The organism is Caulobacter sp. 05T431, from assembly GCF_056665975.1.
Map to the genome: position 1 here is coordinate 184192 of NZ_JBFTKU010000001.1, position 12600 is coordinate 196791.

13 protein-coding genes are annotated in these 12600 nt (G+C 70.6%); 6 read left to right on the forward strand and 7 right to left on the reverse strand.

Annotated features, from left to right (window positions below):
- Positions 1–36 precede the first annotated feature (36 nt).
- Positions 37–1203, forward strand: coding sequence for an acyltransferase family protein (locus tag AC1U89_RS00835; protein ID WP_479897747.1), 1167 nt, complete (start codon positions 37–39; stop codon positions 1201–1203).
- On the opposite strand, the gene AC1U89_RS00840 is transcribed toward AC1U89_RS00835, so the two are convergent.
- The 7 genes from AC1U89_RS00840 to AC1U89_RS00870 are packed head-to-tail and all read right to left on the reverse strand — an operon-like array spanning position 1200 to position 8603.
- Positions 1200–2216 carry a Rieske 2Fe-2S domain-containing protein gene (locus AC1U89_RS00840; RefSeq protein ID WP_479897748.1) on the reverse strand — a complete coding sequence of 339 codons (1017 nt, stop codon included), beginning with the start codon at positions 2214–2216 and terminating at the stop codon, positions 1200–1202. The two genes, AC1U89_RS00835 and AC1U89_RS00840, sit on opposite strands and share 4 nt — an antisense overlap.
- Positions 2213–3340 (reverse strand): hypothetical protein, encoded by a 1128-nt coding sequence (locus AC1U89_RS00845; RefSeq protein ID WP_479897749.1) that lies wholly within the window; start codon positions 3338–3340, stop codon positions 2213–2215. The genes AC1U89_RS00840 and AC1U89_RS00845 overlap by 4 nt, the downstream gene beginning before the upstream one ends.
- The gene (locus AC1U89_RS00850; protein ID WP_479897750.1) at positions 3337–4503 is read right to left on the reverse strand and encodes an ATP-grasp domain-containing protein; all 1167 of its coding nucleotides are present in this window, start codon (positions 4501–4503) and stop codon (positions 3337–3339) included. Before AC1U89_RS00850 ends, AC1U89_RS00845 begins: the two co-directional genes overlap by 4 nt.
- Entirely contained in the window at positions 4500–5759 is a 1260-nt protein-coding gene (locus AC1U89_RS00855) for a cell division protein FtsA (protein WP_479897751.1), read from the reverse strand. Before AC1U89_RS00855 ends, AC1U89_RS00850 begins: the two co-directional genes overlap by 4 nt.
- The gene (locus tag AC1U89_RS00860) at positions 5756–6601 is read right to left on the reverse strand and encodes an MBL fold metallo-hydrolase (protein ID WP_479897752.1); all 846 of its coding nucleotides are present in this window, start codon (positions 6599–6601) and stop codon (positions 5756–5758) included. Before AC1U89_RS00860 ends, AC1U89_RS00855 begins: the two co-directional genes overlap by 4 nt.
- Positions 6598–7599 (reverse strand): NAD-dependent epimerase/dehydratase family protein, encoded by a 1002-nt coding sequence (locus AC1U89_RS00865; RefSeq protein ID WP_479897753.1) that lies wholly within the window; start codon positions 7597–7599, stop codon positions 6598–6600. Before AC1U89_RS00865 ends, AC1U89_RS00860 begins: the two co-directional genes overlap by 4 nt.
- Positions 7599–8603, reverse strand: coding sequence for a 3-oxoacyl-[acyl-carrier-protein] synthase III C-terminal domain-containing protein (locus AC1U89_RS00870; RefSeq protein WP_479897754.1), 1005 nt, complete (start codon positions 8601–8603; stop codon positions 7599–7601). Before AC1U89_RS00870 ends, AC1U89_RS00865 begins: the two co-directional genes overlap by 1 nt.
- A 360-nt stretch (positions 8604–8963) precedes the next feature.
- Between AC1U89_RS00870 and AC1U89_RS00875 the strand changes: the two genes are divergently transcribed.
- The 5 genes from AC1U89_RS00875 to flgI are packed head-to-tail and all read left to right on the forward strand — an operon-like array spanning position 8964 to position 12597.
- Entirely contained in the window at positions 8964–9665 is a 702-nt protein-coding gene (locus AC1U89_RS00875) for a flagellar hook-basal body protein (protein WP_479897755.1), read from the forward strand.
- A 1-nt stretch (position 9666) separates the two neighbouring features.
- On the forward strand, positions 9667–10431 hold the full coding sequence (locus AC1U89_RS00880) for a flagellar hook-basal body protein (RefSeq protein ID WP_479897756.1): 765 nt from the start codon (positions 9667–9669) through the stop codon (positions 10429–10431).
- Positions 10432–10481: 50 nt separating this feature from the next.
- A complete protein-coding gene (locus tag AC1U89_RS00885; protein ID WP_479897757.1) occupies positions 10482–10898 on the forward strand; it encodes a hypothetical protein in 417 nt (138 codons plus the stop codon).
- Positions 10895–11485: a flagellar basal body L-ring protein FlgH gene (locus tag AC1U89_RS00890; RefSeq protein ID WP_479897758.1), complete on the forward strand. Its 591-nt coding sequence runs from the start codon at positions 10895–10897 to the stop codon at positions 11483–11485. The genes AC1U89_RS00885 and AC1U89_RS00890 overlap by 4 nt, the downstream gene beginning before the upstream one ends.
- The gene (flgI, locus tag AC1U89_RS00895; RefSeq protein WP_479897759.1) at positions 11482–12597 is read left to right on the forward strand and encodes a flagellar basal body P-ring protein FlgI; all 1116 of its coding nucleotides are present in this window, start codon (positions 11482–11484) and stop codon (positions 12595–12597) included. Before AC1U89_RS00890 ends, flgI begins: the two co-directional genes overlap by 4 nt.
- Positions 12598–12600 lie beyond the last annotated feature (3 nt).

Sequence of the window (12600 nt, forward strand, 5' to 3'; positions counted from 1 at the left end):
CGGGCCATTTTGCAATCCTCGATAGAGGGTCGCATCATGGTCGCACTGGAGAAACCCCAGCCCTCGCCGGCGACCGATACGTCCTCGCCGGCCTCGGCGGGTGAAGCGCGGCGGATCGTGGCGCTCGACGGCGTCCGGGGCCTGATGACCCTGTTCGTCCTGATTTCCCACCTCTTCGCCGAGGTCACCGGCGGCGTCACGGCCCTCATGTTCGGCTGGGTCGGCGTCGACATGTTCTTCGTACTGAGCGGCTATCTGGTCGGCAGGCTGATCCTGGAGAAGCGGACCTGCGGGAACTTCTTCTCGGTCTTCTATGTGCGGCGGTTCCTGCGGACCATCCCCGCCTACATGGTCACCGTCCTGGTGGTGTTCGGCCTGTTCCGGCTTTGCGACCCCGCCTGGTCCGAGGCTGAGCCGGCCTTCCCCCTCTGGGCCTATCTGACCTTCAGCCAGCCCGCCTTCATGGTCGCCACCCAGTCGATCGGGCCCCACTGGCTGGCGCCCACCTGGACCCTGGCGATGGAGGAGCATTTCTACCTCGTCGCCCCCGCGGTCATCGTCTTCACGCCGCGTCGATGGCTGCCCGCCGTCCTGATCGGCTTGGTGGCGCTCGCGGTCGGCCTGCGCCTGGCGATCTTCGAATTCCATTTCGCCAACCCCATGGCCGGCCTGATCCTGCTCCCCAGCCGCGGTGACCTGCTGGCGGTGGGCATACTGGCGGCCGTGGCGGCGACCTCGTCGCGCGTCCCGTGGGCGCGGATCGACCTGCTGCTCCGGCTGACGCCGCTGGTCGCCCTGATCGTCGTCTGGATCGCCAAGGCCTTGGGCGGGTCGGCCTTCGACGTTTTCGCGCCGCTGATCATGGCGATCGGCTGCGCCGGCTACTTGTTGGCGCTGGTCAGGGGCGCGCCCGAGGCCAGGACGATGGAGTCGCGCTTCCTGCGGTTCTTCGGCAACAACAGCTACTGCATCTATCTGTGCCACCTGCCCATCCTCGGGCTGATGCACGGCCTGATCCTGCAGGGCCGGCCGGGCCTGGTCACGCCGCAGCAATGGGCGGTGACGATCCTGGCCCTGCCGCTATGCGTCCTGGTCGGTTGGGGCATGACCAAGCTGATCGAGGAGCCGCTGACCCGCTGGGGCCGGTCGTGGAAGTGGAGCGAGACCGTGGCGGCGCGCTCGGCGCGGATCCAGCCCGCCTAGAGCCAGATCGTGTGGGGCCCGTCCACCGCCGGCTCCAGCGCTTCGCCCTGGTAGAGTCTGGCGAGCGGAACGGCCAGGCGGTCGGTGGGGCCTGACTTGAACCGGGGTCCTCCGAAGGCGGCCATGGTCGCGTGTTGCTTGTCCAGGGCGCGACGATCCTGTTCAGCGACGGGGCGCACGAAGGCCAGGATCGCCTGGCGCTTGAGCCAGGCCGGGGCGCGGCCCTTCGGGGTCGTCCAGCAGCCGAAGGCGCGATAGCGGTCCGGCGTTTCAGGGACGAAGAACGCCGTGGCGCACAGGGTGAGGCGCTCCTTCTTCTCCCAGCGCCCCTGGAAGACGACAGGCGGCAGGTAGCGGCCGACGCTCCGCGCGCGCTCACCTTCCAGCAGGCGCGACATCCAGCCCCGGTCCGGCTGATCCTGGTCGTAGGCGACGTCGAAGTCACGGGCCCGCAGGGTCAAGGTCTGGCGAACCGGCTGACGACGCGCGCTCACTCGGATCAGGCCGTCGTGGATGAAATTGGTGTGGAACGGATCCAGGATGTTTTCCAGCGCGTCCAGGGCGCGTCCGCGCCAGGGCGGTTGCGTCCACCAGAAATGGTCGTGGTCCGGGTCGCCGATCAGAGGCGGCAGGACGAGCTCGGGCGAGGCGTCCGCGCGTTCGAGGCGCACGAACACCGCGCCGTGCCGCTCGACCGTCTCGAACCGTCGGGCGCCCAGCTTGTCGACGGCCACGCCCTCGCCCGCGCCGGGAAACTCCACGCAGGCGCCTGTGCCGTCGAACCGCCAGCCGTGGTAGGGACAACGCAGGGCGCCCTGGACCACCTTGCCGTCCGACAACGGATAGTTCCGGTGCGGGCAACGGTCCTCCAGGGCCGAGACCGCGCCGCGCCCATCCCGGAACACTACGATGGGGACGCCGGCGATCTGGCGCGCCAGAGGCTTGGCCTTGAGCTGAGGCGAAAGGCAGACGGGCAACCAGGTGCGGTTCAGGCCGGCGGGATAGGGCGTCATCCGGCAGCGATCCTTTCCAGGGTCGGGGTCAGGGCGTCGAGAGCCTTGGCCAGCAGGGCGTAACCCGCCCGACGCCAAGGCGGAAGATGACTGTCGAACACGACCTGGTATTCCAGCGCGGGCGTGGCGCCCCGGTTGCGCTTGAAGACGCCGGCGCCGGCCGAATAGTTGACGGCCAAGCCCTCGGCCAGGGCCCGCTGCACCGACAGGGCCATGGCGATCCTGTAGAGGCCCTCGGCGGGCGGCCGCGAACGGTCATGGCCCAGGAGGGGGCTGGCCAGCTCGTGCTCGCAGACGTGGTCGCCGGCGAAGGCGACGATCTGGCCGGAAGGCGCGCGCACCCACTCCAGACGCAACATGCCGGCCGAGACGGCGGCCTCCAGGAAGGCCGCGGAATACCCCGGATTGGTGCGGGAGTATTTGGCGATGTAGATGTCGGCGTACAGCGCCAGGGCCCGGTCGAGCTCTTCGGGGGACGGGGACGGCGCGGCTTCGACGACCAGGGCGTGGACGCCGGCGAGCTTCAGATCCGCCTTGACGTCGGTGCGCGGGCTCCACTGCCTGGCAGGCTCGGCCAGCCGCCACACGACCCGGCTGAGCACGCGCCGCCCGCCGGCCGCCTGCATCCTGGCCAACAGCGGCGCGTGGTCGCCCAGGTTCAGGGAGCGCCAGACGATCGCCCGGTCCGGAAAGGCCGCGCGCAAGACCGCCAGGGCTTCGTCGAGGTCGTCGCCCGGCCAGCGGCCGTGCAGGCTGGTCGAGAACAGCAGGTGGTTCACGTAGACGACCCGGTCGGCCTTCGTCGCCCGTAGAAGCCCCTCGGCCAGATACGACCCCAGGCGAGCCAGGAGAGCCTGGCCGCCCCGCAGGTCTCGATCGATCTCGTCGCGCAGCGACCGGCCATAGGTGACGATCGGCGAGGTCAGCCAGCACCCCTGCGGACCTTCCGGCGTCAACAGGGGAACGGCGCGATCGCGCAGCTGCAGCGCCGCCAGATCGAAACGGGCGTTGTCCAGGGCTCCGGCCGGTTTCAGCCTGGCCAGGGCGCGGACATATCGCCCGACGGCCGGGTCGCCCCAGACGATATCGGGATCGTCGACGGCCAGGACGCGAACGGCGTTCAAGCGCCGGCTCCGTTCCATTCGATGTCGGCGGTCATGGCGGCGGCCAGGCTGCGGCCGGAGGCGGCCGCCTTCACGGCGAAGGCCAGGCTGTCGACCAAGGCGCCGGCGAGGGGCAGGCGATCGCCCGGCGCGACGATCACGTCACGCCCGTCGCGACGCAGGGTTCTCCACTCGGCCAGGCGGCCGGCGCGGAGCGCGGCCGGCAGACCGAACAGACCGAAGGCCGGCCCCAGATAGAGGAACGGCGGGTCCGAGGGCTCGACGCACGGCGCGTCGCCGAAGAAGGCGCGGGCCAGCGCCGGATCCCGAGCGAAGAGGTGGGCGCCGCTGGTCGCGCGCGGATTGCATTCCAGCAGCCACGGCCGGCCCTGGGCGTCGAAGATGACGTCGCAGGCGAACTGACCGTCGCGGATGATCCCGGCGGCCAGGGCGACGGCGAGATCGCGCAGGACGGCGGTGGTCCGCGCGTCCGACGCCGCGAAGGCGTAGCTGGCGCCGCCGCGTTCGCGCCATGTCGAGCCATAGGCGCAGAAGGCCGTCAGCCGCCCGGCTCGGGCGATCGCGTAGAACGAGCTTTCGATGCCGGCGACATGGCGCTGGGCGACCCACGGACGCTGGTGGGAAATCGCCAGCGTCGCGACCTGTTCAGGCCGTGGCTGAATCAGGGCGTGGACGCCGAACCGCGAATATTCCGGCTTGAAGACCAGGGTCGCCGAGGGCGGCAGACCGGAGAGCTCGGCGGGATCGGTCAGCGTCCAGGACTCCGGGACCGGCAATCCGATCTCGCCGCAGGCGCGGCCGAACAGGCGCTTGGAATGCAGCGTCCGCAGCGTCTCGAACGGCGGCGCGAAGAGGCGCGCGGCCAGGGCGGGGCGCCGCTGGGCCAGGGCGGCCAGATGAAAGACCTCCTCGCAGGCCGGGACGACCAGCGTCGGCTTCAGCGTGGCGAGCAAGCGCTCGATGTCGGTCGCGAAGGCCTTCGGGCGATGCACCGGCGAGGCATAGCCATGGACGGCGTCCGGCGCCTGGGACAGTCGAGCGGTCCAGCATGGACTGCAGTCGGCCATGTGCACGCGGCGGCCGGCCGCGCGAAAAGCGCGGGCCAGGTCCAGGGCCGCCGGGGCCCGCGCGCCGGTGATCAGGATGACGGCGTCCGCGCTCACGGGAACCACCGCACGCGTCGGCGTTTGGGTCGGGTCTCGACCGTAGTCACTACCTCTGTGGTGACCGGAAGCGACAGGCCACGCGCCGCGAGCAGCGCTTCAAGCGCGGCGCGGGCCGGCGCCTGGTGTTCGCCGTCCGCGACGAAGATCCGGACTCCGGCCGGCGAAGCGTCGGCGCGCCAGGACGCGAAGATCGGCAGGGCCGTCTCAAGGGCGTCATCGATTTCGCGAGGCAGAACCAGGCCCTCGCCCGACCGCCAGATGTCGCCGACGCGCCCCTCGACCGGCTGGATGGCCAGGCGCGGCGATCCGCAAGGGCAAGGCGATCGGGGTTCGATCAGATCGTCCAGCCGCACGCGGACCATCGGCTGGCCTCGTCGGCGCAGGTCGGTGACGATCGGCCGGAAGCGGTTTGATCCGGCGACCGGATCGCGCTCGACGATCAGGCTGTCCTCGTTGAGGTGCAGGGTATCGAACCGGCAGGGGGCGCCGAGGAAGCCCTCGGTCGCCTGATACAGGGGCGCCGGCGAAAGGCCGAACACCTGGGCCAGGCGCTCGCCTTCGCGCTGGCCCAGCGGTTCGGCGCCGTAGAGCAGCCCGTCCAGGTGCGGCGTCCAGGCGCCGGCCTCGACCCGTCTGGCCAGGGCGACCAGGACGTGGGGCGGCGCCACCAGATGGGTCGGCGCGAACGCCCGCAGGGCGTCCAGTTGGGCCTCGGGCGACATGTCCAGGCCGATGAAGCTGAAGGCCGCGCCCGCCGCCTGAATATCGGCGTACAGGCGGTTGTTGGCGCGCAGGATCAGGGCGGCGCGGATCGGTCGCAGCAGGCGTCCGGGCGTGATCAAGCGCCCCAGCAAGACCCCCAGATAGCGATCCCGCTCGGCCGCCATGGTCAGGAAGACGCCTCGCCCGCCCTGGCTTCCCGTCGAGAACCCCGCCTGGACCTGGTCGGGCAAGTCGGCCTCGCGGCCCTCCTCGGCGGCCTGGGCCGCGTCGAGGATCTGGGCGGCGCTCAGCCCCAGACTGTTCCAGGCCCCCAGGTCGGCGCGCATCTCGGCCGGCTCGCGCACGGGAAAGGCGTCCAGGGGGCGGCCGGCCAGCGCGGCCAGCGCGGGAGTCCGGGCCAGGGCGGGCGCCAGCCGGCCCCAGAGACGGCGTTGGCGCGCCAGCAGGGCCGCGCGATCGGCCAGCCTGGCGTCGCACAGCTTGGTGTCCAGGTAGGCGGCGGCGATGCGGCCGGCGCGACGGAGACTCAAGGCGTCTCGGCGGCGCCCGCCGCCTCCCGGCAGTGGGAGGGGACCAGCACGACCTCGCCCCCGCGCGCTTCCAGGGCGTGGAGATCGGCCAGGGTGCGGCGATAGCGGTCGGTTCGCCCCAGGAGCGCGGTGGTCAGGGCCGGCGGCGGGCGGTTCTCGCGGATCGCCCGCAGCGACCACGCCGCGTCACCGACGAAAAGCCGCAAGCGATCGTCGAGGCCGCGCACCGCCAGGCCCCAATGCCCGACGCAATGGCCGGGCAATTCCACGGCCAGCAGGCTGCCGTCTCCCAGCAGGTCGGCGCCGGTCTCGAACGGGCGCAGGTCCAAGGGCAGCGGGCGCCTGGGCCGATCCTCGAAGAAGACGGCGCGCGACTCGGCGTCCGGGGGCAGCAGGCCGGGCAGAAGCCCCTGGCGCACGCCCGCGAACCGCCCGACCCGGCGCATCTGGTCCAGGCCCGCCCGCGCGCAATAGAGCCGCGCCTTGGGAAAGGCCGGCAGGCCGGCGACATGGTCTCCGTGAAAGTGCGAGATGATCACGCCCCGAATGTCGTCGGGACCCAGCCCGAAGCGGCTGATCTGGCGGGCCGCCGGCTCGTGCTCGCCCAGCGTCACGGGCGTGGTGAGGGCGTAGAGCCTTTCCGGCCAGCGACGCGTGACGCGGAAGAACGCCGGATCATAGCCCGTGTCCCACAACAGCGGCCCTTCCGTCGGATGCAGGATCAGGGCCGTAAGCGCCGGAAAGTCGACGGGGCAGAGGCTGCCGCCCTTCAGGGCCGCGGCCTCCGGGTGCACGCACGAGCCGGCCTTCAGCAGATGGATTTCACAACACGCGGGGCTCATGGCCACGATCCTTCCCTCCGGCGCCGCGCCAGTTCAAGCGCGGTCGCGCGGGCGTCGTGGCGGGGCGCGTAGCCGAGGTCGCGCCGGGCGGCGGTCAGATCGAAGGTCTGGGAGAAGGCCAGGGTCGCCACGCCGTAGGGCGTCAGCGGCGGTTCCGGCCGGCCGGGCAGGAGGCTCGCCACGCCCTGCGCCAATGTCGCGATCCCGTTCAGCAGGGGCCAAGGCGCCGGCACGATCCGCAAGGTCAGTCCCAGGACCGCGGCGAGGTCCAGCGCGAAGGCGCGGACGCTGATCGGCGCGCCGCCGGAGATGTTGAAGGCGCGCCCGCCGACGTCCGTCAGCCTCCGATCCGCCAGGATCAGGGCGTGGGCGGCGTCGCGGGTGTCGGTCAGCTCCACCAGCGCCCGCCCGTCCCGGGGCAGCGGCGCGCGCCGGCGCGCGACGAGGTCCAGCAGGCGGGGCAGCAGGACCTTGTCGTCGGGGCCCACCAGCGCGCGAGGGCGGATGGCGACGGTGAAGAAGTCCGGTCTGTTCGCGGCCAGCACGAGGCGTTCGGCGGCCAGCTTGGTCCGGGCATAGGCGTTCAAGGGGCGGCTGGCGGGGGGATCGGCCTCGGTCAGGGCCAGGCGATCGCGCGTTTCGGCATAGATCGAGGGCGACGAGACGAAGACCAGACCCTGGCAGCCGACCCGGCGCGCCGCGTCGAGGAGCGTTCGGGTCATCTCGACATTGACGCGCTCGAACGTCCGGGCGGGACCCCAAGGGCTGGATAGCGCCGCGGCGTGGAAGACGACGTCCATGCCGGCGCACAGTTCGATCGCGCGGTGCGAATCCTCGACGAGATCGACCTCGATGGTCTCGGCGCCCATGGCGCGAAGGCGCTGGGCGGCCGAGGCGTCGCGCCCCGTCGCGCGAACCGCGTAGCCTTCGGCCAGCAAGGCGGCGGTCAGCGCCAGGCCCAGCCCACCGGTGGCGCCCGTGACAAGGGCTCGGCGCATTATACGCGCAGGACCATGGCGCTGACGCTGATCCCGGCGGCGGTGCCGAGCAGCAGCACTGTCGTCCCCGGCGCCAGGCGTCCATCGGCCCAGGCGCGATGCAGGGCGGAGGGGATGGAGGCGGCGATCTGGTTGCCGTGATCGGCGAAGATGTCGATCACCCGGGACGGGTCGCCGCCCATCAACCGGCGCACGTGCTCCAGGCCCGGTTGGCTGGCTTGGTGGGGCACGATGAGATCGACGCTGGCGCGGTCCAGACCGGCCTCGCCCAACACCCTGTCGATCAGCGGCGGCAGCCGTTTGGCGGCGGCCTTGAACACGCCGAAGGGGTCCATGTGAAAGGTCGCGGCGGCCTGGAACGCTTCCAGTCCGTCCTCGAGCCGCACGCGGGTGCCGCCGGCGCGTAGCGTGGCCAGATCCTGGCCCTGCCCGTAGGTTTCCAGCCCCCGCGCGAGCAGCGCCGGTCCCTTCACATCCTCGGCCGCCTCGATGCAGACCGCCGCCGCCCCGTCGCCGAAGATCGCGCTGGCGGCGGGATCGCTCCAGTCCAGTCCCGCCGAGGCGATGTCGCTGGACACGACCAGCGCCCGCCGCCACCGGCCGGTMGCGAAACCCATGGCCGCCACGTCCAGCGCCATCAGGAACGACAGGCAGGTCTGATTGACGTCGAAAGCCAGTATGCCCGTCCGGCCCAGGCCCAAGGCCTGCTGGATCAGCACCGACGTGCCCGGAATCGGCTGCTCCATCACACCGCAGGCGCCGATCAGCACATCGAAATCACCCTCGGCCCAGCCCGCCGCCGCCAGGGCGTCACGGGCGGCGGCGGCGCCCATCATCGACGTGGTTTCATCGGGGGCCGCGACGCGCCGGGAGTCCAGGCCGAACTGCGCGCGCGTCGCGCCGGCCTCCTGGCCAAAACGAGCGTCCAGCACCGCCGAAGCGACTTCTTCCCGGGGTTTGTAGACGCCGAGGCCCGCGAACCGCATGGGCGCGACACTGAACATCCMGCAGCCCTCCACCGCTTACTGGGCTCAACGCATAGTCGCGCGCACCGCCCTTCGCAACGATTTCACGGTGGCGTTGCGCGGCGGCGCGGGCTGGATCGGACAGCCTCCGCCGATCCCGCGGGGGGTTCTAGCGCGATCATCGAAACCCACTTGCCAAGCCGATATGACGACGCCGAGCGCACCCGGCAAAGCCACGCTGGACCGCGGCGACGATTAGAGCTGCGTGCCTTAAACGCCAGCCCGGCATGGCCCTGCTCGCCGTCAACCGACGAAACCCGCCGATGCCGATAAACAAATTTCGGGATTTTACGAATGCAACTTGCCCGCGCGGCCAAGGTCGAGCTAGCTTGAGCGTAAATGAAAGCGTTAGTAGAATCCGCATCGGCCATCCTGTCGCAATCCGAGCGGCGGGTGGAGCTGTCAGCCCAGAACATGGCGAACATCTCGACGCCTGGATTCAAAAGACGGACAGGTTTCGAAACATTTCTATCTACGAACTCTGCGACCACGCCGAGCTCGATGCGGAATTCTGCTGTCGACTTTTCCTCAGGCAAAGAAATAAACACGGGAAATCCGTACGACCTCGCGATCCTGGGCGACGGTTTCTTCTCCGTGCGATCGGGCGATCGCATCCTCTATACTCGCCAGGGACAATTCCAGCGCGATAATGAAGGCCGGCTGGTGCTGCCCCAGGGCTTCGCCCTGCAGACGCAAAGCGGCGGCGACCTCGTGCTCAAGAGCCAGGACGTCAAGGTTCTCGCCGACGGCACGGTGCTGGAGCGCGGCGAGCCCGTGGCTCGACTGGCCGTGGTGGATTTCGAAGATCGCCACGCCCTGGCCCCCGCCGTCGGCGGGCTGTTTTCGGCCTCGGCCGACGCGGCCCGCCCCCTCGATGCTCCCTCCGTCCGCCAGGGCGAACTGGAGTCCTCCAACGTCTCAACCGGCGACGAGATGATCACCATCATGGAAGCCCTGCGGCGCGCCGAGTCCGCCCAGCGCGTGGTGAACATCTACGACGACCTGATGGGCCGCGCCCTTACCTCTTTCGGACAGCCCTGACATGAACGGCGCCTTCTACATCGGAGCCACGGGCCTGCGCGCCGAACAGCGTGCGCTCGACACCACGGCCAACAACATCGCCAACATCAACACCCTGGGCTTCAAGCGCTCGGAAGCCCGGTTCTCGGAACTGATGGCGGCCGGGGACGCGACGGCCGACGCGGCGGTGCGGTCGAGCGATCTGCTGTCGGGCGTGACGGTCGGCGGCTCGGCGCGGATCTTCAGCCAGGGCGACCTGAAGCAGACGGGCAAGCCGATGGACATCGCCATCCAGGGCGACGGCTTCATCGAGCTGATGGGTCCCGCGGGCGCCGGCGTGGCTTGGCGCGGCGGATCGCTGAAGGTCAATGACGACGGCTTCTTGGCCGCCTCCAACGGCATGCCGCTGAAGGCTATGATCTCGGTGCCCAAGGGCGCCCAGTCGCTGACGATAGACCGCGACGGCAAGGTTCGCGCCCTGGTCGACGGTGACACCACGCCCACGGAGCTGGGCCAGATCGATGTGCTGATGGTCAACGACCCCGCCGGCCTGTCGGCGCTGAGCGACGGTGTGTACGCCTTGGCCTCGAACGACATCGGCCAGGCGAGCGCACCGGGCGAGGAAGGCGCGGGCGTGCTGGTCCAGGGCTCGGTGGAGACCTCCAACGTCGAACTCAGCGACGAGATGATCGCCCTTCTGATCACCCAGAGGGCCTACGCGGCGAACGCCCAGGTCGTCCAGGCCGGGGATCAGTTGATGGCCATAGCCAACGGCCTGAAACGATGACCGGCTCAGCCTAGGCTCGCAACGCAATGACCTCGGGGGGAAATCTGGTTTTGGCGGCTGCGGCGATCGGCGCGGTCTGCTGCGCGCCCGCCGCGGCGCGCGAGAGCGCCGCCCCGTGCCTGAGGGTGGTCAACGCCGTCGCCCGGGGCGAAGTCCCGGTGGCGCGCGACGTCTCGCCCGCCGCCTGCCCCGCTGACCCCGGCGCCCTCCCGCTTCGCTACGACCCCGCCGCCAAGGCCCTGAGGGCCACGCGCGACCTGTCGGTCGGCGAGACCCTTCCGCCCACGCCCTTCGCCCTGCCCACCATCCGCGCCGGCGATCGTCTGGTCTTGGCCGCCCGCATCGGCGCGGTGACGGTCGAGCGCCAGGTGATCGCCCTGCAGCTGGGCCAGGCCGGCGCCCCGGTGTTCGTCAAGGCCGCCGACGGAACCGTCTTCGCCGCCACCTTCCCGGAGATCGCCCGATGACGCGCGCACACCGACTGACGGCCCTGTCGACCCTAGCCGCCGCTCTGGCCCTGACCGCCGGCGCGGCCTCGGCCACCGATCTCTACACCCCCGGCAGTTGGCCCTCCCTGGCCGCCGACCGTCGGCCCGAGCGGCCGGGCGACACCCTGACCGTGGTGATCTACGAAAACTCCACGGCCACCAACTCGGCCCAGAACGGCTCGCGCCGCGCCAATCGCATCGCCGGTCGTGCCACCTCGGGCTCGACCGCCAAGTCCGCCTCGGGCGAGCTGAGCGGCGATTTCGACGCCGCCGCCCAGACCGAGCGGGCCGGCAAGCTGGTCGCCCAGATCAGCGTCACGGTCGAGTCGGTCGCCCCGAACGGCGACCTGATGGTCGCCGGCGAACAGATGCTGAAGGTCAACGGCGAGCAGACCCATATCCGGCTGCGCGGCAAGGTCCGTCCCGCCGACATCTCGGGCGACAACACCGTGCTGTCCACTCGCCTGGCCGACGCGGCCATCGACTATGACGGGGCCGGCTTCGTCAGCCGTCGGGCGGGTCCCGGCGTCGTCAACCACATCCTGACCATGCTGGGCCTTCCATGACGCGCCGCCTCCCCGTTCTCGGCCTGGTCGTCGCCCTGGGCGTCGGGCTGACCTTTTCGCCGGCCCTGGCCGACGGCGTGCGCGTCAAGGACCTGGGCCGCTTCCTGGGCTGGCGCGACAACGCCCTGGTCGGCTACGGCGTCGTCACCGGCCTGTCGGGCTCGGGCGACTCTCCCCGCAACCAGGTCACCCAGCAGGCTCTGAAGAACGTCCTCAGCCGCCTGGGGGCCAATGTGGCGCCGATCCAGGTGCAGAGCCGCAACGTGGCCGTGGTGGTTGTCACCGCCACCCTGCCCCCTTCGGCCCACGTGGGCGATCACATCGACGTGGCCATCTCGTCGGTGGGCGACGCCCGCAGCCTGGCCGGCGGCACGCTGCTGATGACCCCGCTTCTGGGGCCCGACCAACGCAGCTACGCCCTGGCCCAGGGCCCGCTTGTGGTCGGCGGCTATCACTTCGAGAACAATCAGAACTCCCAGCAGAAGAACTACCCCACCTCGGGCGTGCTGCCCGGCGGGGCGACGGTCGAGAACGCCGTGACCGCCAACCTGGTCGGCGCCGACAAGACCCTGACCTTCATCCTCAAGGACCCCGACACGGCGACGGCCAACCGCATCGCCGACGGGATCAACGCCGCGTCCGGAATGCGCATCGCCTTCGTCCGCGACCCGGGGGCGGTGGGCATCCTGGCGCCGGACGGAGACGTCTATCGCCTGATCTCGCGTGTCGAAGACGTTACGGTGACACCGGTATCTTTGGCGCGAGTGGTGATCAACGAACGTTCGGGCACGATCGTCGCCGGCGAGGCCGTTCGCATTTCAAGCGTCGTAATCTCGCAGGGCGACATCAAGGTCTCGGTCGTCACCGACAACGAGGCCTCCCAGCCGATGTTCTACGGCGACGCCGGCGCCGGGGTGCGCAGCCTGATCGTCACCAACACCAAGCTCGAGGTCACCGAGAAGGACGACGCGGCCATCCGCTTCCCCAGCACCACGGTCGCCGACCTGGTGACGGGCCTCAAGCACGCGCACGTCGACACCCGCGGCATGATCAACATCCTCCAGGCCATCAAGGCGGCCGGCGCCTTGCACGCCGACATCATCGTTCAGTAGGGA

Excerpts from the sequence above, each read along its gene's own strand:
- AC1U89_RS00865 (WP_479897753.1), bottom strand. The coding sequence starts at position 7,599 with ATGCGCCGAGCCCTTGTCACGGGCGCCACCGGTGGGCTGGGCCTGGCG.
- AC1U89_RS00890 (WP_479897758.1), top strand. The coding sequence starts at position 10,895 with ATGACGCGCGCACACCGACTGACGGCCCTGTCGACCCTAGCCGCCGCT.
- AC1U89_RS00875 (WP_479897755.1), top strand. The coding sequence starts at position 8,964 with ATGAAAGCGTTAGTAGAATCCGCATCGGCCATCCTGTCGCAATCCGAG.
- AC1U89_RS00860 (WP_479897752.1), bottom strand. The coding sequence starts at position 6,601 with ATGAGCCCCGCGTGTTGTGAAATCCATCTGCTGAAGGCCGGCTCGTGC.
- AC1U89_RS00840 (WP_479897748.1), bottom strand. The coding sequence starts at position 2,216 with ATGACGCCCTATCCCGCCGGCCTGAACCGCACCTGGTTGCCCGTCTGC.
- flgI (WP_479897759.1), top strand. The coding sequence starts at position 11,482 with ATGACGCGCCGCCTCCCCGTTCTCGGCCTGGTCGTCGCCCTGGGCGTC.
- AC1U89_RS00835 (WP_479897747.1), top strand. The coding sequence starts at position 37 with ATGGTCGCACTGGAGAAACCCCAGCCCTCGCCGGCGACCGATACGTCC.
- AC1U89_RS00880 (WP_479897756.1), top strand. The coding sequence starts at position 9,667 with ATGAACGGCGCCTTCTACATCGGAGCCACGGGCCTGCGCGCCGAACAG.